General features: G+C 43.4%; 25 protein-coding genes. 13 read left to right on the top strand and 12 right to left on the bottom strand.

Annotated features, from left to right (window positions below):
• Positions 1-149: 149 nt before the first annotated feature.
• Positions 150-392 carry a type II toxin-antitoxin system RelE family toxin gene (locus IM485_RS22435; protein ID WP_104395688.1) on the top strand — a complete coding sequence of 81 codons (243 nt, stop codon included), beginning with the start codon at positions 150-152 and terminating at the stop codon, positions 390-392.
• Between the two features lie 60 nt (positions 393-452).
• Here IM485_RS22435 and IM485_RS22430 read toward each other — a convergent pair whose 3' ends face one another.
• Positions 453-557 carry a CopG family transcriptional regulator gene (locus IM485_RS22430; RefSeq protein ID WP_238141851.1) on the bottom strand — a complete coding sequence of 35 codons (105 nt, stop codon included), beginning with the start codon at positions 555-557 and terminating at the stop codon, positions 453-455.
• A gap of 201 nt (positions 558-758) precedes the next feature.
• Positions 759-1,025, bottom strand: coding sequence for a photosystem I reaction center subunit PsaK (gene psaK / locus IM485_RS22425; RefSeq protein ID WP_002756861.1), 267 nt, complete (start codon positions 1,023-1,025; stop codon positions 759-761).
• Between the two features lie 120 nt (positions 1,026-1,145).
• Here psaK and IM485_RS22420 point away from each other — a divergent pair, with 120 nt between their 5' ends.
• Complete coding sequence (locus IM485_RS22420) at positions 1,146-1,784, top strand: phosphoribosylanthranilate isomerase (RefSeq protein ID WP_287745662.1); 639 nt, start codon at positions 1,146-1,148, stop codon at positions 1,782-1,784.
• A 202-nt stretch (positions 1,785-1,986) separates the two neighbouring features.
• Here IM485_RS22420 and folE read toward each other — a convergent pair whose 3' ends face one another.
• The 3 genes from folE to IM485_RS22405 all read right to left on the bottom strand — a co-directional run bounded on the left by folE (position 1,987) and on the right by IM485_RS22405 (position 4,705).
• A complete protein-coding gene (folE, locus tag IM485_RS22415) occupies positions 1,987-2,685 on the bottom strand; it encodes a GTP cyclohydrolase I FolE (RefSeq protein WP_002738197.1) in 699 nt (232 codons plus the stop codon).
• Positions 2,686-2,734: 49 nt separating this feature from the next.
• Positions 2,735-3,463: an SDR family oxidoreductase gene (locus tag IM485_RS22410; RefSeq protein ID WP_287745660.1), complete on the bottom strand. Its 729-nt coding sequence runs from the start codon at positions 3,461-3,463 to the stop codon at positions 2,735-2,737.
• Between the two features lie 336 nt (positions 3,464-3,799).
• Positions 3,800-4,705, bottom strand: a complete 906-nt coding sequence (locus IM485_RS22405) for a hypothetical protein (RefSeq protein ID WP_287745658.1) — start codon at positions 4,703-4,705, stop codon at positions 3,800-3,802.
• Positions 4,706-4,749: 44 nt separating this feature from the next.
• Between IM485_RS22405 and IM485_RS22400 the strand changes: the two genes are divergently transcribed.
• Together IM485_RS22400 and IM485_RS22395 are read left to right on the top strand one after the other, a co-directional pair.
• On the top strand, positions 4,750-5,157 hold the full coding sequence (locus IM485_RS22400) for a hypothetical protein (protein WP_104395683.1): 408 nt from the start codon (positions 4,750-4,752) through the stop codon (positions 5,155-5,157).
• Positions 5,158-5,316: 159 nt separating this feature from the next.
• On the top strand, positions 5,317-5,676 hold the full coding sequence (locus tag IM485_RS22395) for a hypothetical protein (protein ID WP_287745656.1): 360 nt from the start codon (positions 5,317-5,319) through the stop codon (positions 5,674-5,676).
• On the opposite strand, the gene nblS is transcribed toward IM485_RS22395, so the two are convergent.
• The 3 genes from nblS to IM485_RS22380 form a co-directional block, all read right to left on the bottom strand.
• Positions 5,657-7,648 carry a two-component system sensor histidine kinase NblS gene (nblS, locus tag IM485_RS22390; protein ID WP_287745654.1) on the bottom strand — a complete coding sequence of 664 codons (1,992 nt, stop codon included), beginning with the start codon at positions 7,646-7,648 and terminating at the stop codon, positions 5,657-5,659. The genes IM485_RS22395 and nblS overlap by 20 nt on opposite strands.
• Positions 7,649-7,763: 115 nt before the next feature.
• Positions 7,764-8,111, bottom strand: a complete 348-nt coding sequence (locus IM485_RS22385) for a DUF4359 domain-containing protein (protein WP_287745652.1) — start codon at positions 8,109-8,111, stop codon at positions 7,764-7,766.
• A 75-nt stretch (positions 8,112-8,186) separates the two neighbouring features.
• The gene (locus tag IM485_RS22380; RefSeq protein ID WP_002738058.1) at positions 8,187-8,366 is read right to left on the bottom strand and encodes a hypothetical protein; all 180 of its coding nucleotides are present in this window, start codon (positions 8,364-8,366) and stop codon (positions 8,187-8,189) included.
• Positions 8,367-8,659: 293 nt separating this feature from the next.
• Here IM485_RS22380 and IM485_RS22375 point away from each other — a divergent pair, with 293 nt between their 5' ends.
• The 4 genes from IM485_RS22375 to IM485_RS22360 all read left to right on the top strand — a co-directional run bounded on the left by IM485_RS22375 (position 8,660) and on the right by IM485_RS22360 (position 16,218).
• Positions 8,660-9,793 (top strand): glycosyltransferase, encoded by a 1,134-nt coding sequence (locus IM485_RS22375; protein ID WP_287745650.1) that lies wholly within the window; start codon positions 8,660-8,662, stop codon positions 9,791-9,793.
• Positions 9,794-10,093: 300 nt separating this feature from the next.
• Positions 10,094-11,293, top strand: coding sequence for a hypothetical protein (locus IM485_RS22370; RefSeq protein ID WP_287745648.1), 1,200 nt, complete (start codon positions 10,094-10,096; stop codon positions 11,291-11,293).
• Positions 11,294-11,299: 6 nt separating this feature from the next.
• Positions 11,300-14,602: an efflux RND transporter permease subunit gene (locus tag IM485_RS22365; protein WP_287745647.1), complete on the top strand. Its 3,303-nt coding sequence runs from the start codon at positions 11,300-11,302 to the stop codon at positions 14,600-14,602.
• Positions 14,603-14,652: 50 nt separating this feature from the next.
• A complete protein-coding gene (locus tag IM485_RS22360; RefSeq protein WP_104395677.1) occupies positions 14,653-16,218 on the top strand; it encodes a cation:proton antiporter in 1,566 nt (521 codons plus the stop codon).
• A gap of 18 nt (positions 16,219-16,236) precedes the next feature.
• Here the strand turns inward: IM485_RS22360 and IM485_RS22355 are convergent, their stop codons facing one another.
• Both IM485_RS22355 and IM485_RS22350 read right to left on the bottom strand, forming a co-directional pair.
• Positions 16,237-16,986, bottom strand: a complete 750-nt coding sequence (locus tag IM485_RS22355; protein WP_046662503.1) for an amino acid ABC transporter ATP-binding protein — start codon at positions 16,984-16,986, stop codon at positions 16,237-16,239.
• Positions 16,987-16,998: 12 nt separating this feature from the next.
• Positions 16,999-17,448: a DUF29 domain-containing protein gene (locus IM485_RS22350; protein ID WP_287745643.1), complete on the bottom strand. Its 450-nt coding sequence runs from the start codon at positions 17,446-17,448 to the stop codon at positions 16,999-17,001.
• Between the two features lie 286 nt (positions 17,449-17,734).
• Between IM485_RS22350 and IM485_RS22345 the strand changes: the two genes are divergently transcribed.
• Positions 17,735-18,916 (top strand): AAA family ATPase, encoded by a 1,182-nt coding sequence (locus IM485_RS22345; RefSeq protein WP_104395674.1) that lies wholly within the window; start codon positions 17,735-17,737, stop codon positions 18,914-18,916.
• Positions 18,913-19,695, top strand: coding sequence for a DUF3226 domain-containing protein (locus IM485_RS22340; protein ID WP_287745641.1), 783 nt, complete (start codon positions 18,913-18,915; stop codon positions 19,693-19,695). The genes IM485_RS22345 and IM485_RS22340 overlap by 4 nt, the downstream gene beginning before the upstream one ends.
• A 226-nt stretch (positions 19,696-19,921) precedes the next feature.
• On the opposite strand, the gene IM485_RS22335 is transcribed toward IM485_RS22340, so the two are convergent.
• Positions 19,922-20,755, bottom strand: a complete 834-nt coding sequence (locus tag IM485_RS22335; RefSeq protein ID WP_287745639.1) for a photosystem II manganese-stabilizing polypeptide — start codon at positions 20,753-20,755, stop codon at positions 19,922-19,924.
• Positions 20,756-21,012: 257 nt separating this feature from the next.
• On the opposite strand from IM485_RS22335, the gene IM485_RS22330 reads away from it, so the two are divergent.
• The 3 genes from IM485_RS22330 (at position 21,013) to IM485_RS22320 (ending at position 23,060) form a co-directional block, all read left to right on the top strand.
• Positions 21,013-21,153: a hypothetical protein gene (locus IM485_RS22330; RefSeq protein WP_287745637.1), complete on the top strand. Its 141-nt coding sequence runs from the start codon at positions 21,013-21,015 to the stop codon at positions 21,151-21,153.
• A 60-nt stretch (positions 21,154-21,213) separates the two neighbouring features.
• Complete coding sequence (locus tag IM485_RS22325; RefSeq protein WP_287745633.1) at positions 21,214-21,558, top strand: hypothetical protein; 345 nt, start codon at positions 21,214-21,216, stop codon at positions 21,556-21,558.
• 68 nt (positions 21,559-21,626) lie between these two features.
• Positions 21,627-23,060 carry a phosphoglucomutase/phosphomannomutase family protein gene (locus IM485_RS22320; RefSeq protein ID WP_016515609.1) on the top strand — a complete coding sequence of 478 codons (1,434 nt, stop codon included), beginning with the start codon at positions 21,627-21,629 and terminating at the stop codon, positions 23,058-23,060.
• A gap of 40 nt (positions 23,061-23,100) precedes the next feature.
• Here IM485_RS22320 and IM485_RS22315 read toward each other — a convergent pair whose 3' ends face one another.
• A complete protein-coding gene (locus IM485_RS22315; RefSeq protein WP_287745630.1) occupies positions 23,101-24,120 on the bottom strand; it encodes a methyltransferase in 1,020 nt (339 codons plus the stop codon).
• Positions 24,121-24,499 lie beyond the last annotated feature (379 nt).

The raw sequence follows: 24,499 nt of genomic DNA, 5'->3' as shown, positions 1-24,499 counted from the left end.
AGAAAATTACCCAAGCTCCCTCTCTGTCCAGCAATGCTCTAAAGTTGATAAATATCAATCTAACAAAAACTCAAAGCCTTAGTATACAAGCTTTACAAGCATGAGTTGTTGATAGTTTTGCATGACAGGTTCGGTAGAGCCATAAATTTTTGGAGAAACTAGATGCCAATAGCCGAAAATCTGTTTTGACTAAAATTGGTATTCTCAAAACCTGCCTTGAAACTCAAAACGTTTATCCCCCTGAAGAACTTGATATCAAAAAACTTAAAGGTGAGTTGAAAGGATTCTCCAGAATTCCCGTTGGCAAAATGCGAGTTATTTTTGAAATCGGCAAGGAGACAGACGAAATCTTTATTTATGAGATTAACTTTAGATGCAATATTTACGATTAATTAAGCGATTAGCAACGTTCGGATTTACCAATTATTTTCGATACTGCTTTCCGCAGCCATCTAACTTTCATGGGTTAATTTAGCCAATACTGCTTCTTCTTCGTCAGCAAAGTCTCTAACTTCAACTTGAGCAACTGATTTTTTAATTTTCTCGCCGGCAGCCATAATAATCACCCGATCTTGACGATTACTAGACTTCTGACATAATTAACTTTTGAGAGTTCAAAAATGGGAAAATAGGGATGAAGTTGCCTAAAATCTCTTTATGCTTAGTTCTCCGTTCGGCTGAGCTCACGGCCGAAGCCTGACTACTGGCTCCTCTCTCTGAGGTTTACTGGTCACTGATTACTGATTACTGATTACTGATTAGAGAATACCTGCATTAGAAAGACCGAGAACCAGTCCCGCACCGAGAATATGGCCAAAACTCATGGTAGCCAATAATTCCGGCAGACCGAAGCTTTTTTTCGAGGCTAACTGCGGCAAGGGTAAGGCAGGGCCGGCCCCGGTATTTTGGATGGCAAAATAACCGATAACGAAGGCTACTAGGTTAGCTAAGGTCATGGTAATGCCGACGGATAAATTCCAGGGAATGGTTTGAGCGGTGGCTAAAAGTAAGGCGGAAGGGATCATTTGCGCTCCAGTCTTGATAAGATTTTGTTAATCACAGGGAATTATAAAAAGCTCTTGACCCGAAACTGCTTTTTGTTTGAATACTTAACAGTTTTTGTAACGTTTTGCGAATAAGATTAAATGCGAATTAAAATTTGCGGCATTACCCAACCAGACCAGGGACGAGCGATCGCCAATTTAGGAGCTACGGCCTTAGGTTTTATCCTCGTACCGAGTTCGCCTCGTTACGTCAACATCGAGCAAATTAACGCCATTATCGCCGCAATCCCCGACAAAATCGATTTTATCGGGGTTTTTGCCGACGAGCAACCCGAAATTATTCAGCAAATAATTGTTAAAACTCCCTTGACAAGTGTGCAGTTACATGGTAAGGAATCTCCCGAATATTGCCAAAGGTTGCGGCAATTATTACCCGACCGGGAAATTATCAAAGCTTTGCGGATCAAAGACAGAGAAAGTTGGGAAAAGTCGGCAATTTACTTTAATAGCGTCGATACTTTACTTTTAGATGCCTACCATCCCCAATTGCTCGGCGGTACGGGACATACCTTAGACTGGCAAGCCTTAGCCAGTTTTTCGCCCCCCTTGCCCTGGTTTCTCGCCGGAGGACTCAACCCCGATAATATTGGTGAAGCTTTAACTCGGCTGCACCCCGATGGCATTGATGTCTCTAGCGGCGTTGAGCGATCGCCTGGTGATAAAGACCTCAAAAAAGTCGCCCTCTTGTTAGAGCGACTGCAAAAATTTAGTGATCAGTGATCAGTTAGAAGGTTTTGGGTTTTAGGGTGTTGGGGTTTTAGGGTTTTAGGGTTTTAGGGTTTTAGGGTTTTAGGGTTTTAGGGTGTTGGGGTGGTCACTGCGTGCGCGTTGCGGGGGGTTTTGGGGTTTTAGTTGAATTTCCCCATTTCCCCATTTCCCCATTTCCCCATTTCCCCATTTCCCCATTTCCCCATCTCCGGGACTAGAAGAAATTGGGTTTATGACGGATCAGGTTAAGATACTCCTCGCGGGTTTTTTGCTCGTCTTGGAAGACTCCTAACATGGCGCTGGTGACAGTCCAGGAGCCTGGTTTCTGCACCCCGCGCATCACCATGCACATATGGGTTGCTTCCATGACGACTGCAACCCCTTGGGGGTCGAGAATTTCTTGAATCGCTTCGGCAATCTGACGGGTGAGGCGCTCTTGCACCTGTAAACGACGGGAATACATTTCCACAATGCGAGCTAGTTTACTTAATCCAACCACCTTTTGATTAGGAATATAGGCAACGTGGGCCCGCCCCATGAAGGGTAACATATGATGTTCACAGAGACTAAAAAAGTCAATATCGCGCACTAATACCATCTCATTATGACCTTCATCGAAGATCGCACCATTAACGAGGGTTTCTAGGGATTGTTGATAGCCTTGGGTGAGAAACTGCATCGCTTCGGCCACCCGTTTGGGGGTTTTTAATAAACCTTCTCTTTCGGGATCTTCTCCCACCGAGATCAGGATATTTCTGACCGCATCCATCATCTGTTCTTTGTTTTCGTCGGAAGTTGGATGAATTTGAGCGGTTTTGCCATTGTGGGTGTTGCGATCGGGGCGAGTGGTCACGCGTGCTTGGATAGCGTCGGTTAGATTACCGTTTAAACCGTTAGAAGAAGCTATGGTCATAATGAAGATGCCTGTAGGCGAATTGATTGATAAATAGAAGTATTTCGGGTTATAATGCCCCCGCACTGGGCATAATGGTCATCGTTTCCACTACGGCCTGTTTAGGCAGTAACACCGCTTGCAGAATGGCCTGAGCGATGATATCTGGAGTTAACATGGCCGAGCGATCGAAATCTGCTTTGACGCTATCGCTGTCCCAGATGGGAGTATTGACAGCACCGGGGGTGATAATCGTGACGCGAATGGCGTTAGCCCGCTCCTCGATCGCTAGAATGCGAGAAAATGCCACTAATCCCGCTTTGCTGACACTATAGGCCCCCCAATCAGGAAAAAAATTATCGGCGGCGATCGAGGAAACGTTAATAATCGTGCCTCCTCCCTGTTGACGCATGGCAGGTAAAATCCCCTGCACGCACTGATAAACACTGGTTAAATTCAGGTCGATCACCCGCTGCCAGTCTGACAAAGGTGTGTCAGCTAAGGGATTTGTGTAACCCATGCCAGCATTATTGATCAGGATATCGATCGGTCCAGATTCTTGGGCGATTTTAGCGATCCTAGTAGCTACTTCCGAGATATCTGCCAAATCTAAGGGGTAAGCTTGGGCTGATACGCCTAAATCTGCCGCCATTGCCGCCACGGTTGCCAATTTTTGCTGATTGCGACCGATTAAAACCAGATTAATTCCCGCCTTGGCGAAAGCGAGGGCGGTTTCTTTGCCGATGCCGCTACTGGCTCCGGTGATCAGCGCTCGCTGTTGACGAATAACAGAGTTCATGGTATAGTCTGAAATCTCTTAATTCCGGGTAGTTAGGGCAAAATTTTGGCGGTTATGGGAACCCTAGAAAAGTTTAAGGCAGTTGGGTCGGATCGGAGCAATTTGTCTCGCACCAAAATTGCCGCGTCCACCCAGGACGGGGGGAAGCATTGACTATCGGGTAGGTTCAAGATTAAGAATCGTTACAAAATTTTACCTAGCTAATTATAACACCGTTAAGTCAGGGATCAATAATCTTTGTGTATATTCAGATATCTAACCAGCGAGGGAAAAAAGCGGACTGGTTGGCGAGAATTCTTGAGGCTGTCTTGAAACTCCCTCCCCCCGCGCTGAAAACTATTCACCGGAGGAGATGGCAGCGGTGGATTGAGTGCGATTGACAATTACCACTTGATCGCCGACAACGGGACTTCTAGCGAGGAGAATTCCTTCGTTATCCTTCATTTCCAAGCGCCGAAAATCGAGACTTTGGCAACGTTGAAAAACCGAATTAGCCAATTTATCCTGTTGTGATGCATCGAGACTATACCAATTATCGCCCAAAACAACTACTAGACGACTAGCCAAAAAATCTGCCTCTACGGTAGAAATAATACCGGCGGGATAACGAGTAGTTAAATCGGTAATTTCCTCTTGAATGGCTGCGACTAAACTTTGTTCGGGAGTCAATCGCGGTTTGGCTTTGGTAATCGGGACGGGAATCGGTGCCTCTGGTGCGGTTAATTCTGGGGGAGTTTCGATAATTTCCCCGGCTGCCGGTGGGAGACTAGGGATAACTTCAGGCATATTTTCGGCAATTTCCCCTGGATTTTTCGGTAAACTAATCACGGCGACTAAGAGGATAGTGACTAAACTTCCTGTTAACAAGCCAGTGATTAACCAATCGGGAATTTTTTCGCTAATTCCTGCCGGTAAAAGTCGGCGAATTTTGTTCAAAATTGTCGTCCACCACCCTTCCACCTGCTCGAAATCCGGTAAAATATCGTCGATTCCCTCGACTGCTTCGATGGGAGAATCTGGGGTTAAACTTTGCTCAACTCCTGCAAATTCGTCTGGTTTTAAAGCAGCGGCTAACTGTTGCGTTGAGTTAAGAAGATTATCAACAGCAACTTTTGGGGGTAACACTGTCCCCGTTCCCGTGTTAAGTTGGGAAACGATCGAATTTAACTGCTCGATCGCCTCTTGTAGTCGGATCACCGTTTCTGCTTGGCTGAAATTCTCTCGCTCGTTTGGTTGAGTCATAATCTTTCTTAACCCGCTGCCATTCTTTTTCAAAATATCATTCTATGCGTCGTTTTCTCGGTTTTTTAACCAGTATTTTCCTTGTCTTCCTAACTGCTTGTGGTAGTGTCACTCCCCCCCAAGAATTTGCCCCCCCTGGAGAAATCGTCACTAAAGCCCTTTTATTACAATTTCGTCACACATCCGATCGTCTTAGTCAATCTTTACAGATCGAGGAGCCGCAGGTAAAAATTGCTAAAATTAATGTCACCAGTCTGGAACCGATTTATGTGGGCAATTTGCCCGCTTATCACTTGCAGGGGGATTACGATCTAACTCTGCGATTGCCCCATCAAAAAGATACCAAACAACACAACAATTTTGATCTTTATTTACAAAGACAGATCGAGGGGAAAACTTGGCGTTTACTCGAAGAAGTTGCCTCCCAATGGCGCAGCTATTTAGTGAAATAAGCGGAAAAAGCCCGGGGATTTTGCTAAGTAGCTGGTTATAATTAAATTGAAGATAGATTTTGGGTTCGATCCCCCCTGCCCCCCTTGATAAGGGGGGTGCCGATAGGCGGGGGGATCTACCTTAGCAATGACAATCCTCAAAGGTAAAATTTAGCGATTATGATTACCTGTCCTCGTTGTCAGCACAAGGTCGATAGTCAAGCCTTACAATGTCCCTACTGTTCTAATATTTTAAAGGCCTATGGTCATCCCGGCATGACCCTGCATCAAGCCGTCACGGGCGAGTTTTTATGTGAAACCTGTCTTTATCATGGCGATGATAGCTGTAATTTTCCCCAACGTCCCTACGCTACCAGCTGCACTTTATACAAAAATAGCCAAATAATAGCCGAAAAAATTCTTCCTCTCCCTCTCCCTAGTATGTTGAAAAATTGGTGTCTCAGGAATAAGGGATTATTGCTATTATTAACCCTGATTTTGGGCAGTATTGCCCTGGCTTTTATAAACTCACGTCGTTAATTTTTTTGCTGGCGATCAAGCCTTGATATAAATCTAGATCGAACCAGAAAGTTGTGCCAATTCCCACTTCACTAATCAAATTAATTTGACTATAGTGTTTTTCAATAATATTTTTGACGATCGATAATCCTAATCCCGTCCCTTCTAGAGTATGAACGCGATTTTCTACCCGATAGAATCGATCAAATATGGCACTTTGATCCTCGGCATCGATGCCAATACCAGTATCGGATACTTCCACGCGAATTTTGACAGTTTCTTGGGGATTATCTCTGCTTATTTTATAGGCACGAATCACCACTTTACCGCCGGCAGGAGTAAATTTTAGGGAGTTACCGACTAGATTAGTTAATACCTGTAAAAGTAGATCATAATGGCCTAAAATTGGTAGTAAATTGGCTTCAATTTCCGAGCTTAATTCTAGTCCTTTATCCCTAGCATTGAGTTGATATGTTCTCAGGGTTTGTTCGATTAATTGTCCGATATCGAGCGCATCTAAGTTATAGTTACGCGAGGATTCTAACCGAGAAAGATCGAGAACATCATTAACTAAACGAGTTAAGCGATCGGTTTCATGGTTAGCGGTTTCTAAAAACTCTCTTTTTTCTGTATCGCTGAGATCCTCACCAAATTCTGTCAGGGTTTCAATGAAAGATTTGATGTTAAATAAAGGGGTTCTTAACTCATGGGAAACATTGCTAATAAATTGACTTTTTGCCTCATTTAATTCTGTTTCTCTGGTGATATCCTGTAGCGTCATGGCAATTCCCCGAACATTCTCCCGATACTGATCGAATACCTGAGTTAACAAAATGCGAATTGTGCAGGGTTTCGGGTAAGTTAAAGATAATCTAAATTCCGCTGGGGCATAGTTATTATTTTCCTGATCAATAACAGCATTTTTCTGATTTTGATTAGCGGATTCTTCTGGTTGGAGGGTTTCTCCCGCCGCAATTTGATAGAGAGGTTTAGTTAGTTTAACCGTTAACTCCGAAGGAAAAAGATGTAGAACATTTTTACCGATAATTTCCTGATCTTCCCAGCCAAATATTTCCCGAGCTGCGGGATTAATCAATAATAATTGAAAGTTAGTATCTAAGAGAATTGCTCCATCAGCAATAGTGGACATTAACGTATCTAGTTTGGCTTTTTCGGCGGTCATTTCTTCGATATTTTGTTCCTCGTATCGTTCTAACTTTTCCGCCATTTCATTAAAACTGAGAATTAATTCCCCTAACTCTCCTCCTAGTGGTAAATCAACGCGCTGCTTAAAATTTCCCGCTGCAATATTTTTGACCCCGACTAATAACTCCTTGATTGGTTTGGTGATAGTTAAAGCATTAAAAACTGCCCCGAGAATCACCATGGCCCAAATCGAGACAAAAACGGCAATAGTAACATCACGGGTTAGATTAGAAGAAGCCACCACAATAGCGTTAGGATTGATCCCGATCGCCAATACTCCCAAATATTTGCCTTCATGATTCAAGGGAACAAAGACATCGGTTACTTCACCGTCGGGGGTTTTGTGCTGACGGATGAGGGGAGTTTCCCCATTTTCGCCATAATTTTCCGGTAATTGAATGCGACGCTCGATCGTCAGGGAATTTTTAACTTCGGCGGTAGAATAGGGAATACCGAAAAATATTTCACCCTCCTCGTTAGCGTAGATCAAATAACGCACACTGGAGGTACTACTATAAAAACGGGCTGAAAAACGGGCTAAATCGGTTAAATTGTCCTCAGCAATCAGAGGGGACACATTAGCGGCTAATAACAGCCCTAAATCCCTGCCAAAACGGGTATCATTGAGACGCACATCCTGCTGGATCGTGTTAACCGCCCAAAAGGTTAAACCACTCATCAACAAAGAAACGGCTAAAGTAGCCGCAGCCATTAATTTAGTTTGGAGAGTGAATTCGGACCACCAACGGGCGATCGCTTCTCGGAGAATGGGCAGGAAATTAAACACGGTTAGGCAGGATTAATCGGTGTTCTTGACGACTCTATCGCTCAAATCGCGGGTTAACATGATTATCTTAACTCATTATTAAGCTGGTAGCGGTTAAACCGGCACTAATCAAAGTCTAAGTCTCCGAGAAAGTCAAGAAATGCCCAAAAGCACCGACAGTTCTAGTTTTAGCCACCCCCGGTACTTCTGTGGTGTAAATACTGAACACACCTAAATTTTGCCGTTGACTAGAGGTTTCGATCGCTGGTTTTAAGATTTGATTTTTGATCACATTTCTGGCTGCCACCGGCAAAGAATCGATCGAGTCACAGAGACTGATTTTCTCGCAAGCGATTTTGTCGGCATGAGCGAGAAGTTTTTCGGCGGCGTATTCGCTGTAAAGTTCTTGGGGGGGATTGGTAAATCCCATAATCCCCGCTATTACCCCCAGGGCGATCGCTCCCTTGAAGAAATTACCCCCCATAGCTACTTAGCTCCTTGATTTTGTCTTCTCACTCTAATTTTGACAAGACATTTTCGATCTGGCTAGGGGGCAGTGTTAATTTCTTAAACCAATACCGGGTGCATAGCACTCTAGTACATTTCCCGTGAGACTGCAACTAACTAACAGATAATCGCAGTGAGAACAGGCGGTGCTAACGAGATGGTGTTCTAAAATATGCTGTCTTTCGGCAAAATTTCCACAATTAGGACAGCGTACTTGTTGCAGGGTGATCATAGCAAACCTCGTTAATTAGTTATCTTTTGTATATAAAGCTAGTTTTTCTTGATCCCAATCGGTTTAAGTCTATTTTTTCCTTGATCCCCATTATGAACTCGATCATCTGATCTTGCTAGTAATTTTTACTAAACTTTGCAATTTTTCTTGAAAAATTTAATAATTTCTTCCTAGGGTTTTTTACCGTGATCGGATATGGGTCGGTAATTTTGGGGAAGAGAAAGCCAGAAAGTAAACTCTTAAACTGCCGATCCCTTACTGCTATAATTACGGCTGAGATTATTGATTATCCTATGAAGTACGCTCTGGTTCACGAGTGGTTAACCCCAAAGGCGACGGGGGGATCGGAATTAGTGGTTAGGGAGATTTTACAATGTCTAGAGGCGGATTTATACGCTTTGATCGATTTTGAGTCCACTAATCCCGATAGTTATCTCTATGGTCGCTCGATCGGGACAACTTTTCTGCAAAATTTCCCGAAAGCGAGAAATGGCGTACAAAAATACTTACCTTTTCTTCCTCTGGCGATCGAGCAGTTAAATTTAGAGGATTATGATGTGATTTTATCCTCCTCCCATTGTGTGGCTAAAGGGGTGTTAATTCGACCGGATCAGGTTCACATTTGTTATTGTCACACTCCGATGCGTTATGCTTGGGATTTAACTTTTGACTATCTGGCTAATAGTAAGTTAGGACAGGGATTACCTGGTATTTTCACCCGTTATCTTTTGCATGGTTTGCGTCAGTGGGATGTGATTTCTGCTAATCGTGTGGACTATTTTCTGGCTAATTCCCACCACACCGCTAGACGAATTTGGCGCTGTTATCGACGGGAGGCAAAAGTTATTTATCCTCCCGTACAAATTGAGCGTTTTTCCTACCAAGAGAAAAAGGAAGATTTTTATTTAGTCGTCTCCCGTTTGGTTAGTTATAAAAAAGTCCCTTTAATTGTGGAGGCATTTAATCAATTGGGATTACCCCTAGTGGTTATTGGAGATGGTCCTCAGATAGCTTTAATTCGACAGTTAGCCAGGGATAATATTCAGATTTTAGGTGCAGTTTCTGATCGAATGGTAGCAGAATATATGTCGAAAGCAAAAGCGTTTATTTATGCTGCTTGTGAGGATTTTGGTATTGCTTTAGTGGAAGCGCAAGCTTGTGGTACTCCCGTGATTGCATTTGCTGCCGGAGGTGCTTTAGAAACCGTGCGAGATCTGCGGGAAAATCCTCCCCAGGGAACAGGATTACTTTTTGGGGAACAAAATCCCCAATCTTTGGTAGAAGCAGTTAAATACTTTGTGGATCAGGGTGATAGAATTGCTCCAGAAAGTTGTCGGCAGCAGGCTAATAGATTTACCCCTGAGATCTTTCAAAGTAACTATAGTTTATTTGTCGAGGAACATTCAATATATAAAAATTATTGCTAAGTTTAATTAGATCAGTTATCTTAATGGAGAGCTACGAGGTTTTCGTTTTAGGGAGTCAGTCATCGGTTGTTGATAACAAATTAGGTTATACTTTATTTTGATGAGAAACGCTGTAAAAGAGGGCGAATGCAATTCGCCCCTACAATATTTTGATGAGAAACGGTGTATTTCGCCAATGGTAGGGGTGTATCACCTGCGCTCAAAATGTAATATTATGGATATTTCTCGAAAGTAGATATCTAGCCAACGCTGATAGCTTACCGTGGTGATTGTGATAACAGAAAAGCGAGGATTATAGCCGTGCCTTGGAATCGAGTTAATCAATGGGTAGAAAGACGCTCTTTAGTGGCCTTAGAATCAGCTTATCAGAGAGCGCTGAAAATTAAAGCGATCGAAGATCAACATTTTGGGGGACAAAAAATTTCCCCGGCTGCCGTGGGAGGAAAAAGTGTTTATGATTACTTTCAAAGTACCCTAGAGCGAGAATTGTTCCAGATACGTCTCGATTTAACTCAAGTGCGTCTGGGTAATTTTCTTAACCCGCAAACTAACCCAGAAAATAATAACATCCTAGAGACTTTAAAGGCGATCGAGGATATTATCGGTAAATATCGCCTAGATTTAGGGGAATTGCTGCCCCCATTACCGAATAATCAAACCCCAAATCTGCCTAATACCAATCTCACCAGTGATAAACCCAGGGATAAAGATAACCAGATAATTTCTCCTGCAACCAGTAATAAATTTTTTAACTTCCAGCAAGAATTAACCCCCGAATACGAACAAACCGTTATTAAACAACTCCGTACCCTGCGACAACAGCAGCGCATCGCTATCCGTTTTATCCTGATTATTATTTTAGTTCCTCTCTTGGTGCAGGTTATTAGTAGAAACTTTATTTTTAGCCCTATTTTAAACTATTTGGGTGTGGATAGAGCGAAAATATCAGAAGTTTATATTTCTCAGGAAATTGGCGAAAAATATCTCAGGGAATTTGCTAGACTTCAAGAAATACAAGAAATCAAGCACGTTTTAGGAGTAGCAAAAGTAGGACATGAATCAGAAGAAACCTTTCGGGAACAGGTCGAGGAATTATTTAAAGAAGCGGGTTATGAAAGTCAAGATGGTTGGAAAAACTTACTCTCCGATATTACTGGATTAATAGCCTTTATTGCCATCTTAATTTTTGGTCGTCAACAATTGGCAATTACGCGAGCTTATGTTAGTCGTTATTTTCTCAGCTTAAATGATATCACCAAAGCCTTTATCTTTATTCTCTTTACCGATATATTTGTCGGGTTTCACTCGGCGGAGGGTTGGACGGTAATCTTAGAAACTTTGTTCCGGCACTTTGGTTGGCGCGAGAATATTACATTTATTAGCTTGTTTGTGGCCACTGTTCCCGTTATCCTAGATACCATCTTTAAACTATTAATATTTAATTATCTGACTCGTAAATCTCCCACCGCCGCAACTATCCTAGAAAAAATGAACCAGTAACGCCCTATGATCCTTAGTATTGCCGATACCTTCATTAAAAGACCCGTTCTGACCACAGTTTGCTCGATTTTAATCGTTTTGATCGGAGCGATCGCTATTCCTTTTTTACCCCTAGAAAAACTGCCCCAGTTGGCATTTATTCAGGTAGCGGTAAATGCCAACTATTTGGGAACCGATGCCAAAACCGTACAGGATAACGTTACCACGGTACTTGATCGCCAGATTAACGGGACAGAACAGATTGTTTATATGCAGTCCCAGAGTACCAACACCGGACAAAGTACGGTGAATGTCTTTTTCCCGGTGGAAATGGATCGTAACATTGCCCAAGTCTTGGTGCAAAACCGGGTCAGTACCGCCGCCGCTAGTTTACCGGAAGAAGTGAACCGGCAGGGGGTGACCACCAATACCCAATCCCCCAGCGTTACCCTTGCCTACGGTATTTCCGCCAAACCGGACGAAAAGGGCAATTATCCCTACGATACGGTCTTTTTAAGTAACTTTGTCGATCGAGTCATCGATGCCGAGATTCGCCGGATCGAGGGAGTTGGTAGTACAACCATCATCGGGGAAAGGGAATACGCCCTGCGTTTTTGGCTTAATCCCGATGCTTTAGCCGCTAGGGGCGTATCGGCGGAACAAGTAGTACAGGCAATCCGAGAACAGAATATTCAGGTGGGTGCGGGGACAATTGGCGGTGATCCCAGTCCCGAAGAGCAGCAATTCCAGATCGCCATTCGCGCCGTTGGTAGGGTTGCCACCGGGGAGGAAGCGGAAAATATCGTCGTCAAAGTCGGGGAAAATGGCGATTTAATCCGCATTAAAGACGTAGGACGGGCAGAAATCGGAGCAGAAAGCTACAGTACCGCCGCCTATTTCGACAAATCCCCCGCCGTCGTCTATATCGTCTATCAGTTGCCTGGTTCCAACGCTTGGAATACTGCCAAACTGGTAAAAGAAAAAATGGCGGAACTAGAACCAAGTTTCCCCCCGGGGTTAAATATCGCCATTACCCTCGATAATACCGCCTTTGTCGCCGCTTCCCTGGAAGAAGCCTTTAGCACTCTGGTGGAGGCGATTTTACTGGTTATTCTCGTCATTTTTATCTTCCTTCAGGATTGGCGCACCACGATCATTCCGGCGATCGCTATTCCCGTATCTTTGATCGGAACCATGGCCGTCGCCCTGGCTTTAGGCTATTCTCTCAATAACCTCTCCTTGTTTGCCGTCATTCTGGCCACTGGTTTAGTGGTGGACGACGGCATCGTGATCGTAGAGGCGGTATCGGAAAAATTACGGCAGGGAATGCGGCCATTTCAAGCCGCCCTCGATGCCATGGGTGAGTTAACCTCGGCGGTAATTGCCAGTTCTCTTGTATTACTAGCGGTGTTTATTCCCGTCACCTTCTTCCCCGGTACGGTGGGGATCGTTTATCGACAATTTGCCGTCATCATCTCCGCTTCAATTATCATCTCCACCTTTAACGCCCTCAGTTTTTCCCCCACCATGTCGGCGATTATCATGAAACCGCCCCAAGGCACCCGCGGACCCTTGGGACTGTTTTTCGAGGGCTTTAATCGGGGTTTCAACGCAGTTAAAGAAGGCTATCGACGCTCGATCGAATTTCTGATCCGGCTTCGGTTTCTGGTGTTACCATTCTTTATTGCCGCCCTCTTTCTCACAGCTTGGAGTTATAGCACCACTCCCCAGGGTTTTATCCCCGAAGAAGACCAAGGTTATGCCTTCGTTTTGGTGCAAGCACCCCCTGGGGTTTCCCTGCGCTACACCGATCAGGTTATCCGTCAGATTAACGAAGAAATTCTCGACGGTATCGAAGAAATCGATCACTTTGTCGGTATGGCGGGCTTTAGTTTTGCCGGAAGTGGCAGCAACCAAGGGCTATTTTTTGTCAAGTTAAAAGAATGGTCGGAACGGCCCGGCGAAGATAAGTCGGTTTTCGGGGTTCTGCGGAAAATTAACCAACAATTAGCCACTAAAGTCCCAGATGCTCGCGCTTTCGCCGTTAATGCGCCCCCCGTGGATGGATTAAGTTCTACTGGCGGTTTCGAGTTATTTATCCAAAACCGCGCTTCTTTTCCCATGGACGCTTTGATTGCCAACGCTAATAACGTCATGGCCGAGGCCCGAACAAGACCGGAATTATCGGGAATTTTCACCCAATTTACCACCGACACGCCGATGCTGGAACTTTCCATCAATCGCAACCAGCTACAGGCGCAAAACGTCGATATGCAGGCCGTTTTCGGTACCCTGCAAACCTATCTCGGTTCCAACTTCGTCAATCAATTCGTCTTAGGCGATCGCTTGTATCGAGTCTTTGCCCAAGCAGAAGCGGATTATCGTTCTAATCCCGAAGATATTAACCGTCTTTACGTCCGTTCCCGTACCGGGGCCAATATTCCCCTATCGGGTTTAGTTAGCGTCAAACGCTTCACCTATCCACCGATTATCACTAACTTTAACCTCTATCCCTCAATTAACGTTCAGGGTAGTCCCGCCCCCGGTTTTAGTACGGGACAGGCGATCGCAGTGATGGAAGATGTTTGTCGGAAAGTCCTGCAGCCCGGTTTCGGTTACGCTTGGACAGGTACGGCTTTCCAAGAAAAAACTTCCGCCGGGGCTGCCCCAATTATCTTCGGATTAGCCTTTATCGTGGTTTTCCTAGTACTCGCAGCCCAGTACGAAAGCTATATCGACCCCATTATCATCATGATTACCGTTCCCCTAGCGATCCTAGGTGCCATGGGGGCCTTACTGTTGCGGGCGAATTTCCTACAAGTGGGTAGTCTCTTCCCGACGGTGAATAATAATATCTATGCTCAGGTGGCTTTGGTCATGTTGATCGGTTTAGCGGCTAAAAATGCGATTTTAATCGTGGAATTCGCTAACCAGTCCCGTACTTTGGGTTTAAGTATTCCCGAGGCGGCAGCCCGGGCCTCGACGGAACGCTTAAGACCAATTCTGATGACGGCTATTTCCGGTTTAGTCGGTTTCTTGCCCTTGGTTATCGCTTCTGGCGCCGGAGCGATGAGTCGTTGGTCCCTGGGAACTGCAATCCTAGGCGGTTATCTGATTTCCACGGTGTTGAGTTTATTTCTTGTCCCGGTTTTGTATGTGCTGATCAAACAGTTCGAGTCCCAATTCCTCTCCTCGAAACCCCCGAAAAGTGGCGGTTCTGGCGGCAAAAAAAACCCTTCTCTCGATGGGGAAAGGAATACATCAGAAACCCCCATAGAAGAAGGGGCCATTTCCTCTTTGAAAATCTCTCCTCAGTCCCCGAATGACTAGGGTGTTAGGAGACTTTTTCAGTGATAACTGATAACTGATAACTGAAAATAATGAGTCTAGAATCTACTGCTAACGAGGCGATCGCTCATAACTTAGAGCAATTCCTGCTAGTTTTGACCATTTCCTTGAGTGTCGCCACTTTATCGAGAACCGTTGCCTTCCTCCGCAAAATTCCCTACACCCTGCTGTTAGTTATTGTCGGTATGGGTTTAGCTTTTTTAGATTTGCGTTTGGTTAATCTTTCCCCGGAATTAATCCTGGAAATTTTTCTGCCTCCTCTGTTATTTGAAGCAGCCTGGAATATTCCTTGGGCTAAATTAAAGGAATATTGGGTTACTATCGTCCTTTTTGCCGTTATCGGGGTAATTATCTCCGTTTTGGGAGTCGCCTATCCCCTACATATCTTTGCTAATTTACCCCTATCGATTGCTTTTCTGTTGGGTGCTGCCCTAGCTGCCACCGATCCCGTCTCTGTGATTGCCCTATTTAAAGAATTGGGGGCCAGTAAAAAACTAACGATCCTGATGGAAGGGGAAAGTCTCTTTAATGATGGGGTCGCTGTGGTCGCTTTCGTCCTCTTGGTGGGGATTCCCTTAGGAGTCGATACCTTTTCCGTCCCCGTTACGATCGCTCGTTTCTGCACCTTTGTGGGGATTGGCATCGGTGTGGGTTGCGTGATCGGTTTCGGCATTTCCTACCTTACCCAACGCTTCGATCTGCCTTTTGTGGAACAGTCTCTGACTCTAGTTTCTGCCTATGGAACCTATCTCGTCACGGAAAAATTAGGCGGATCCGGTGTGATTGGGGTGGTAATTGTCGGGATTATTCTCGGTAATCTCGGTTCGCGCATTGGTATGAGTCCCCGCACGCGCCTAGTAGTTAGCGAATTTTGGGAATTTATCGCCTTTTTTGTCAATTCCATCATCTTTTTACTGATCGGTGATCAAACCCGTTTTGAGAGTCTCGGCAGTCACTTAACCGGGATTTTAATAGCGATCGCTGCTATGGTGGTTTCCCGTCTGTTCTCAATTTTTGGACTAGGGGGAATTAGTAACCTAATTACGGGTAATAGGATCAGTTTCAAGGAAAGAACGGTGTTATGGTGGGGAGGATTGCGCGGTTCGGTTTCGATCGCCCTAGCGTTAAGTGTTCCCACGTCTATCCCCTACCGTCAAGAAATTATTGACGTGGTTTTTGGGGTGGTTTTATTTACTTTATTGGTGCAAGGCTTATCTATACAATGGCTATTAAATGCCCTCAATCTTATCGGTGATCAACCGATTCGCACCGAATATTCGGCCTTAATTGCTCGTCAAATTGCTTTAACTAGGGTTGCCAATTATCTGCAACAACCAGAACGTTTTCCCGATATCGATCCCGAATTTTATCGCTATAAAAAAACTCTGGTGGAAGGACAATTAAAGTCCCTTGGGGATCAGTTGCAAAAATTACTACAGGAACACCCACAATTAAAAGATGTGGTGGCCGAACAATTTCAAGATACTTTACTCGATATCGAAGCTAATACCTACGCAGAATTAATTCGAGCCGGTCGTTTAAATGAAAATCTCGTTCCCCTTTTAGTGGAGGTAGAAGAAGAAAAAGAGATGGTTTAATCATCAAGTCATGGAAAATCAAAGAATTTTTGCTAAAAATTGCTGAGTTCGATCGGATTGAGGATTATTAAAAAATTCTGCTGGGGGGGCAATTTCCAAAATTAAACCCTGATCCATAAATACCACTCGATCGGCCACTTCTCGCGCAAATCCTACCTCGTGGGTGACACAAACCATGGTCATCCCCGATTTGGCTAAACTTTGCATTGTTTCCAAGACTTCTCGTACCATTTCTGGGTCTAAAGCTGAGGTGGGTTCATCGAATAACATCACCTTCGGCTGCATGGCCAAAGCGCGAACGATCGCCACCCGCTGCTGTTGTCCTCCCGATAACTGAGGGGGATATTTAAGCGCTTGTTCGAGAATACCGACTTTTTCGAGGAGTTTTCTCGCTATTTCCTCCGCTTGCGCTTTTTTCCAACCGCGCACCCACATCGGACCAAGGGTGACATTATCTAATACTGTCAGATGGGGAAAGAGGTTAAATTGTTGAAAAACCATGCCAACTTCCTGACGGATTGCCTCGATATTTTTGAGGTTGTGGGACACAGTTATTCCGTCAATAATAATGCGGCCTTTTTGATAGGATTCTAACCCGTTAAAAGTGCGAATAAAGGTGGATTTTCCCGAACCGGACGGCCCCATAATCACGACAACTTCCTGTTTATTAACGGTGAGATTGACTCCCCGCAAAGCATGAAAGCGGTTATCATACCATTTTTCCACCGCTTCGGCAATTATAATCGGTTCACTGTTGTGAGATTCCATATTTTTGAGAGTTTATTGATTGTCTGTATCGGGAAACCACTGTTTCTCAAGAATTTGTGTCAGAGAGTAGGGAGAAATTATCGGTAAATTTTTTAATCCTGTCTTTTTTTCGGCAATTAAGCGAGCGTTTTCATAGATATTCTCTAACTCTAGTTCTAGAAATTTGCTTAAATTGGTAGTGAGCTTATCTTCTAATTGTACTCGAAAAGTGATAATGTCTGCCGCCCAATGATTACTATTTCTTTCTCTTTCTGTTGTCCAAAATTGATAGATTAGGAGATGGATTATTATTTGTAAACTTAAACTTTTAACAGCAGTTTTTTCGCTTCGTCCCAAAGCTGCCAACTCCTCGATTAAATGTTCGTAATCTACCCGATCGAACTGACGATTTTTTAATAACTCGATCGTCTCGCTTAACCAGCGATCGTACTCCCGTTCATAAAGCTGTTCTAAAGCAAGCATTGTCCTTGATTAAATGGGGACAGAAGAAAAATAACCCGTTCCTAGGAATGATAGCATAAAAGATGCGGTTGATTAGTGTGAATATTTTTTATTTAGTTTTAAACGGAGATATTTCCGCATAATTAACTGATTTTATCTAATTTATTCATATTTACACCGAATAAACACCTGAATTGATTGAGGCAATAATCCTGACTTTACCCGAAGAAGTTGATTAAATTAAAACTTCAACACATTTGAGGAGATGACTTAGTTTTTTGTCACCCTTTTCAGCTAAACTAAGTTTATGACTAAAAGCCTAGAAAACATTACCATTCATCAGTTTAGAGGACTGCGAGAGCTTGAGCTAAAGAATCTCGGACAGATTAACCTGCTTGTGGGAATTAATAATTCGGGAAAAACCAGCGTTCTCGAAGCGTTATCTATTTATTGTCATCCCCTAGATCTAAAAGTTTGGCTAAATACTGCTAGACAAAGAGAACAAGAGTACAGAGTTTCTCGGACTCCTTATCTAGATTCCCTACAGTGGTTATTTACCCACGAGGCAATGATTGAGCAAGAACAACTTAATCACGGGGTTATATCAATCACAGGAAATGGCTCCTTTAAAGTTCAGAAAATCGAGGCAATTTATAAAGAACTCGAAGGAATTATTTTAACTGACAGTCCCGAAGACAAGCTTAATCCTAATGAGATAATTAGCGAAGAAAATGAAGATTTAATTGATAATAATGAAGAGTTATGGGAAACAAGAAAAGGTATAAATTTATCGATAACAGTATTTCTTGCTGAAGAACAATTAAGTTTAATTAATTATCCCCAAAATCCCCTGAAAGAAAACTATCAACTTTGGGAAAATAGCCCTCTCTCTAGACTATCGGGAAAAAAAGAACCTAGCTTACTAACTTCTCTGGTTAGTCCCGCTTCTCATCGTTCTGATATTGGTCAATTTCGGTTACTTTCAGAAGTGAGATTTGCCAATTTTAAAACAGATGTTATCGATTTACTGCGTCAAATGGACAGTAATATTTCTGACTTAGAAATTCTCTTACCTCCTCATTCTTTATCTACCAGATTTAATATTTATATTCAACATGAAAAATTGGGACTTGTCCCCGTTAGTACCTTTGGTGATGGGGTGCGTCGCTTACTTCATATCGCCCTCAAACTTGCCAGTGTTAAAGGTGGAATTTTATTCATTGATGAATTAGAATCAGCTATTCATACAGAGGCACTGCAAAGTTCTTTTAATTGGTTAGTTAAATGGTGTCAAAAAATGAATGTACAACTGTTTGCTACTACCCACAGTCTAGAAGCTGTTGATGCTCTTTTAGAAGTCACCGAACCAGAATCAGATTTAGTGCTTTATCGTCTCGAACCAAAGGAAAATTATACTAGAGTAGTTAGACATGATTGGACTCGATTAAAAAGCTTACGAGAAGACTTAGGACAGGAGGTTCGTTGGTGAGTCGAGAACATATATTGATTGGAGTGGAGGGTAATCATGATCAAGCTTTTCTGGTGAAAGTTATGTGTAAACTGCTGGGGTTTTCTAAATGTGAAGAACTCTCAAATCTAGAGCCAATTTGGAAAAAATTTATTCCGAAATATCCTCCTCCTAAAACTGGAAAACTTTACATCAGACTCGATATGCCATCTATTCTTTATACTGAGACTTTATCCGTGGCAATTTATGCCGGGGGTGGCAGTGAATTAATTAAAAATTTAACCAATAAACTTGCCGATATGGATTATAACAATGAATTATCAGCTTTTGCCATTATTGCCGATGCGGATAAAGATAACCCAGCAGAAGTTGCTCGCAAATATCATCAGGGTTTTCGGGAATATTTTCCCGACTTTCCCAGGGTAGTAGCTGCTACGGGAACTATTCAAGAAAACAGACCAAGAGTCGGATTATATATACTGCCTAATAATGTTGATCAAGGTGTCTTAGATACCCTACTTTGTGATTGTGGAAAAATCGCCTATCCTGAATATATGAACAGAGCAAAAGCATATATTCAACAATTTTCCGAGGAAGAAATTAGTCAAATTGGCTGGAAACCTTTTGATAAAGAAAAAGCCACTATTGCCGCCATTGCTAGTATTCTTAAACCTGGAAAAACCAACACCGCAACCATTTCCGATGATCGATGGATTAGCGAGCAAACTTCAACACAAATACCATCACTACAAAATCTCTTAACTTTCCTGAAACAACTACTCAAAATAGAGTCGATATAATTATATTTATCTGCTGAAAACTTGGGGAGTTATACTAAATCCTTTGAGTATAGGCTACATATCAGGATAGGCAAAAGGCACTCATGCAAAAGGGGGAATAAATAATCAGTCTTTGATAACCAGATTTGGTATAAATTAAGTCTGTCAAAGCTTAGAAAAAAAGCGAACTTCTCTGGGGAGAAATTCGCCTTAATTTCCAGAAATTCTGAATTTAGCCAAAAATTAATTAGGCACGAGCTTCGAGACGACCGTAGAAAATGCCGCGAATTTTCACTTCTTCAGCATCTTTTGCGCCTAAATCGGTGTCGGAAGGCTGTTCACTTTCAAAAACACCAGCAAATTCGCCAGTAGAAGCGTCAACTTTAGTCACCTGTAAAGACATAGTACCTTTACCCAGTTCCGTCGCTTTGACGTTAGCACGCTGGAAATCTTGACTATCAGCACTAGCGGGTAAAGCGACAGCATTATCATAACCCGTCACCACACCCCGACCTTTGGGATCTAAGAAACCAGCGCCACGATAGGAAGGAACTTTAAAGTCGCCTTCAAAATCCGTGGAACTGTTAATCGAGTTAAAGCCGGCTTCGGTTTTGCCGGTGAAACCTTTAATGGTAAAGAAGAGGGGAACTCTTTCACCTCCGGGTAATTGTACGGTAATGGGTTGGAAATCGATACCGTCTTCTTCCTTGAGGGTTAAAACACCGTCTTCGCCTACGGTTAAGGTCGCTGTCATCTGTTCTAAACTGGTGGTATCTCTGGTTAAGAGTTTACCCGGGATAAAGGTGGCTGCTTCCCGCTTATTAATGGGTTCACCCTTGACAAAATATTCTTGGGGTTCCAAGCACAAATCTGTCACTACATAACTTTCGCCGCGTTCTAAGGGGAGAGTCCCCCGGGTGAACTCAGAAATCTGCGGACATTTGTTAGCTAATCCCGTGTTTAAAATTTCATCATAGGTTAGCTCGTTTCTATTCAGGACGGCACTAGGCGCGTCGCTACAAGCTGTCAACACCCCCAAGCACAAGGCTAAAAAGGCAACTAACAATGCACGAAATCTCATCTATGTCAACCTCTCTTTGTCAATCTTTACAATTACTACCCTTGATCCATAGCCTGATGAATTATCGAATCGGTTGCGCCAATTCATCGAAACTCAGTTTATCAAAGATCCGTGACCATTGAGAAGATGGGGGACAGGGGACGGGAAACAGCAGGCAAGAGGCAAGAGGCAAGAGGCAACAGTAAAGAGATTGGAGGAGATTCGGCTAATCGAAGAATAAGCAGTTTAAATACGTCTTAGCTTAGGAGTCAGTCCCGATGAAAAAATTTTCACCACCACAGATGAAAGAGGTTTCCTTCCCCACACCCCACACCCCACACCCTACACCCCACTTCCCCACTTCCCCACTTCCCCACTTCCCCACACCCCACAGCATCTTTCAAGTCAGAAGGCTCTAAGTAACTCATAGCTGATGACTGATATGATTGGTGTGACTGTTTTCAGATGCAAAAATTTCGATGAATAGCCCATTGCCGGGAGATAATAGCCAATTAGATAGCCAACTACATTCCCTTGTAACGACGGTGACAGCGATCGCCCAAAAACAACAGGGAGATTGTAACGGTTTGTTAATGTTGCTGCGAACTTTAGAAAATTTACATCGGCAAATTCGCGAGCAGATGTTCGAGCCATCTTTACCCAATACCCGTAAGGACTTATACGGATTACTCCGGGATATCGAGGAAACCGGGGGATGGCCCTATATAGAACGGATGAAGTTACAAATGTTAATGGAAAAATTATTAGCCAGTGAAGTCGGTGCGCTCGATTCGGCGGCAAAAACCGATGATCGGGAAAAATGAGTTTCCAGAGGGGACGGAGCGGGTTACAGTATTGGGAAAATGGATATTTTAGGGGTAGTTCGTAAATCATGACCACCGTGAACCCGATTAAATTTGGAACCGATGGCTGGCGCGGGATTATCGCCGCCGATTTTACTTTTGATCGAGTCGCTCTGCTCGCTCCCTTGGCGGCTCAGGTTTTAGCGGATAATTATGGTCAGATCACGGGTTCGCGGACGATTATCGTCGGCTATGATCGGCGGTTTATGGCGGAGGATTTTGCTCAAACTGCGGCGGAATCGCTGCAAAAAGCAGGTTTTGATGTGCTTCTCTCCCAATCCTACGCTCCCACTCCCGCTTTTAGTTGGGCAGCTCGCTCAGAAAATGCTCTCGGTGCGATCGTGTTAACCGCCAGTCATAACCCGGCTAAATATCTCGGTTTGAAAGTTAAAGGTTATTTTGGTGGTTCTGTCTCGCCGGAAATTACCCAACAAATTGAAGCTTTATTGTCTAATCCGCCGCAATTTAAGGCAGCTGCCGGTAAATTAAGCACTTTTGAACCTTGGTCGGGTTATTGTCAGGGTTTACGCCAAAAAGTTAATATTGCCGCTATTGCCGAGGCGATCGAATCGGGACAACTAAAAGTTTATTCCGATGTCATGCACGGTGCGGCGGCTACCGGTTTAGAGCGTCTTTTGGGGGTGGGGATCACGGAATTACGCGGCAATCGCGATCCTTTGTTCGGTGGCGGCTCTCCGGAACCTTTACCGAGAAATTTGACGGAAATCATCGATAAACTGGCTCACAGCGCAAATTTAGCCCCTTTGCGAGTAGGTTTGGTCTTCGATGGCGATAGCGATCGAGTGGCGGCGATCGATGGTCAGGGGAATTTTTTAAGCACCCAAAATCTCATCCCGATTTTAATCGAGCATTTAGCCGGCAAAAAGGGAATGAGAGGGGAAATTGTCAAAACGGTGAGCGGTTCCGATTTAATCCCCAAATTAGCCAGTTTATACGGTTTATCGGTCTTTGAAACTCCGATCGGTTATAAGTATATCGCTGATCGAATGTTGACCACTCCTGTGTTAATTGGTGGGGAAGAATCCGGAGGTGTCGGTTATGGTACTCACATTCCCGAACGGGATGCTTTATTATCAGCTTTATACGTTTTGGAAGCGGTGGTAGAATCGGGCCAAGATCTAAGCGATCTTTACGCGCAATTACAGGATAAAACCGGTTTTCATTCTCAGTATGATCGCATTGATTTACCCCTAGCTAATATGGAAGCTCGCGATCAGTTAATTACTGCTTTGGATCAGGAACCCTTAAGGGAAATTGCTGGTAAACAAGTGACTGATTGTAATCCTATAGACGGTTATAAATTCCGTTTAGAAGATGGCAGTTGGTTGTTAATTCGCTTTAGTGGCACAGAACCGGTTTTGCGTCTCTACTGTGAATCTTCAACCCTCGATCGAGTTCATGAAATTCTCGCCTGGGCAAAATCTTGGGCTACCTATATCTAATAGAAAACGGGTTTCTTGAAGAAACCCGTTTTCTATTCTATTATTTTTTAACGCATTCAATAATGCAAATATCCTCTTGAGTCGGAATAATTCGATTTAATTTTAGTCCCGCTTGACTCAACAATTCCTCAAATTCTTCTGCGGTTCTTTCCTTACCTCCCGGACACATAACTAACATATTTAGGTCTAACATTTTAGCGGCCGAAGGATTATTACCCGAAGGAACAACCATTTCCAAGACTAAAACTTTCCCATCGCTATCTAAAGCTTGACAACAGTTTTTCAAAATAGCAATCGCTCGTCGATCATCCCAATCATGAATAATATGTTTTAATAAATAGCCATCTCCTCCCGACGGTACGGATTCAAAAAAATTACCGCCAACGGTTTGACAACGATGGAGAATCCCGTGTTTTTCTAAAGTCGGTTGACAATGGGAAATTACATATTCTTCATCAAAAAGAATTCCTTTGAGGTGGGGATATTGCTCTAAGATTGTCCCCAACATCTCACCGTATCCCCCACCTACATCTACTAGGGTTTGAAATTCTGAGAAATCATACACAGCTAAAATAGCTTTCTCCTCCGAAAAAGAAAAACTATTCATCGACTGTTCAAAAATCTCTGCATCTAGCGGATGAGTTTGAAAATATTCAAAGACTCCCATCCCAAAGACATCATCAAAAGATGGTTGCCCTGTTTTAATACTATGTAACACATTTCCCCAGGCTTGATAATGGGGGGCTTCTCCTAACATAATTGCTGTCGCTTTTACTGACCTGGGATGGTCACTAGATAAATGTTCGGCTAAGGGAGTTAGTATAAACTGTTGAGATTCAGTTTCTTGAAAAATTCCTACACTAGCTAACCCTCTCATCAGTCGATATAAAGCAGCAGGATTAGTCTCAGTTAGGGAGGCCAAATCTTGACAAGATTTCGCTCCTTTGCTTAAATGCTCGGCTAGACTTAATTTAGCCGCAGCATAGATGGCCTGAGATAGCCAGTAACCCGAAACCATTTGGGTTAATTGAAGATGAAGAGGGAGTTCAGGTAAGGACATAAACAACTTTTGTGGGAATACAATTAAACATTACTATACAGAATAAGCTGCCCGCGCATTTAAATTGCCTATTGAAATGAGGCACTCTTGCAAGGGTCAAGACCCACCTAACTCCTCCAAATTCAGGGGGTTGAGGGAGATTCAGCTAATTTCTAAGCGCAAGTAGAGAGATAAGTAGCTGGTTATAATTAAATTAAAAATAGATTTTAGGTTCGATCCCCCCTGCCCCCCTTGATAAGGCTGTCCTTTAGTCACATCTTTCTTAACATTTCAAACCTTTGTCGCACATGGCTTTCAAGACTCGGTTAACAATCTGTAATATTCCTTGTTGACACCCTTACTGACAAAGAAAAAACTGAAATCAAGTCAGGATAAGGGT

Source organism: Microcystis sp. M169S2 (assembly GCF_020245865.1).
Classification (GTDB): domain Bacteria; phylum Cyanobacteriota; class Cyanobacteriia; order Cyanobacteriales; family Microcystaceae; genus Microcystis; species Microcystis ichthyoblabe_A.
Note: the sequence above shows the minus strand (reverse complement) of the source record. Positions and strands in the feature narration are given on the sequence as shown.

Excerpts from the sequence above, each read along its gene's own strand:
- IM485_RS22385 (WP_287745652.1), bottom strand. The coding sequence starts at position 8,111 with ATGGGGGGTAATTTCTTCAAGGGAGCGATCGCCCTGGGGGTAATAGCG.
- IM485_RS22380 (WP_002738058.1), bottom strand. The coding sequence starts at position 8,366 with ATGATCACCCTGCAACAAGTACGCTGTCCTAATTGTGGAAATTTTGCC.
- IM485_RS22400 (WP_104395683.1), top strand. The coding sequence starts at position 4,750 with ATGCGTCGTTTTCTCGGTTTTTTAACCAGTATTTTCCTTGTCTTCCTA.
- IM485_RS22410 (WP_287745660.1), bottom strand. The coding sequence starts at position 3,463 with ATGAACTCTGTTATTCGTCAACAGCGAGCGCTGATCACCGGAGCCAGT.
- IM485_RS22335 (WP_287745639.1), bottom strand. The coding sequence starts at position 20,755 with ATGAGATTTCGTGCATTGTTAGTTGCCTTTTTAGCCTTGTGCTTGGGG.
- IM485_RS22420 (WP_287745662.1), top strand. The coding sequence starts at position 1,146 with ATGCGAATTAAAATTTGCGGCATTACCCAACCAGACCAGGGACGAGCG.
- psaK (WP_002756861.1), bottom strand. The coding sequence starts at position 1,025 with ATGATCCCTTCCGCCTTACTTTTAGCCACCGCTCAAACCATTCCCTGG.
- IM485_RS22405 (WP_287745658.1), bottom strand. The coding sequence starts at position 4,705 with ATGACTCAACCAAACGAGCGAGAGAATTTCAGCCAAGCAGAAACGGTG.
- IM485_RS22365 (WP_287745647.1), top strand. The coding sequence starts at position 11,300 with ATGATCCTTAGTATTGCCGATACCTTCATTAAAAGACCCGTTCTGACC.
- IM485_RS22330 (WP_287745637.1), top strand. The coding sequence starts at position 21,013 with ATGAAAAAATTTTCACCACCACAGATGAAAGAGGTTTCCTTCCCCACA.
- IM485_RS22355 (WP_046662503.1), bottom strand. The coding sequence starts at position 16,986 with ATGGAATCTCACAACAGTGAACCGATTATAATTGCCGAAGCGGTGGAA.
- IM485_RS22345 (WP_104395674.1), top strand. The coding sequence starts at position 17,735 with ATGACTAAAAGCCTAGAAAACATTACCATTCATCAGTTTAGAGGACTG.
- IM485_RS22325 (WP_287745633.1), top strand. The coding sequence starts at position 21,214 with ATGAATAGCCCATTGCCGGGAGATAATAGCCAATTAGATAGCCAACTA.
- IM485_RS22320 (WP_016515609.1), top strand. The coding sequence starts at position 21,627 with ATGACCACCGTGAACCCGATTAAATTTGGAACCGATGGCTGGCGCGGG.
- IM485_RS22430 (WP_238141851.1), bottom strand. The coding sequence starts at position 557 with ATGGCTGCCGGCGAGAAAATTAAAAAATCAGTTGCTCAAGTTGAAGTT.
- IM485_RS22350 (WP_287745643.1), bottom strand. The coding sequence starts at position 17,448 with ATGCTTGCTTTAGAACAGCTTTATGAACGGGAGTACGATCGCTGGTTA.
- IM485_RS22395 (WP_287745656.1), top strand. The coding sequence starts at position 5,317 with ATGATTACCTGTCCTCGTTGTCAGCACAAGGTCGATAGTCAAGCCTTA.
- IM485_RS22315 (WP_287745630.1), bottom strand. The coding sequence starts at position 24,120 with ATGTCCTTACCTGAACTCCCTCTTCATCTTCAATTAACCCAAATGGTT.
- folE (WP_002738197.1), bottom strand. The coding sequence starts at position 2,685 with ATGACCATAGCTTCTTCTAACGGTTTAAACGGTAATCTAACCGACGCT.
- IM485_RS22375 (WP_287745650.1), top strand. The coding sequence starts at position 8,660 with ATGAAGTACGCTCTGGTTCACGAGTGGTTAACCCCAAAGGCGACGGGG.
- IM485_RS22360 (WP_104395677.1), top strand. The coding sequence starts at position 14,653 with ATGAGTCTAGAATCTACTGCTAACGAGGCGATCGCTCATAACTTAGAG.